This window comes from Oleiphilus sp. HI0043 (genome assembly GCF_001634935.1).
Genome location: NZ_LWEY01001784.1, coordinates 1 through 673, shown reverse-complemented (window position 1 = coordinate 673; position 673 = coordinate 1). Strand labels below are relative to the sequence as shown.

At 43.2% G+C, this 673-nt stretch carries 1 protein-coding gene; it reads right to left on the bottom strand.

What is annotated here, in order from left to right; all coding sequences use genetic code 11:
• Nucleotides 1-637: SGNH hydrolase domain-containing protein (locus A3729_RS27495; protein ID WP_197476172.1), on the bottom strand; the 637-nt coding region annotated here is incomplete at its 3' end.
• Nucleotides 638-673: the final 36 nt, after the last annotated feature.

The following is a 673-nucleotide window of genomic DNA, read 5'->3' as shown; positions in this document are numbered from 1 at the left end:
CCCAAACTTCTTCGTGCGTTTCTTTTCGGAAAGGTTCTCTCAGCCAATTATTGATATCTGGTTTAGATAAAAAACCTGTATATCGGTAGCCTACGATTACATTCTTAATGCTTTGTTCTTGTTCTAAGTAAGCTAGTGTTTCATTTGTCCAATTATGGCAGCCACCTCGTTTGACATTATAGTTCAGCGCGGGTTGGCAGCCACTAAACGACAAGTGACGGTTGCCTTGCTTATGAGGCTCGAGCTTCTTTGCTAAGGCATAAGCAAGTTCTACGGTGTGACTATCTCCAAAAGTAGCCCAGGTGACATTGTCGTTGAAGTAATGACACGATTCTTCCGGGCGCAGGTAGTCTTTCCCTTTGGTGTGGCACTGTTTTCTCTTAGGGTTATGTTCAATCGTTGCATCATATTCGGTGCTAAAACGAAATTGCATGCCGTCAGTTGCGAGTATGAATCCAAAGCCTAATATAGCAATACCTATCCAACGTTTAGCAACCTGGATCATATCCTTGTTTTTGAACTTAGGGCTTCTTCTAAACGGGGTTTCGACATAGCGGTAACTTAGAAAAGCCAGTACGAAGGTTAAAAGTACTGCCAGGATGAATAGTGCTTCAGAAGGTTCGCCTGAGCTCTTCATCCGCAAGAACGCGAACAATGGCTGATGCCATAAATA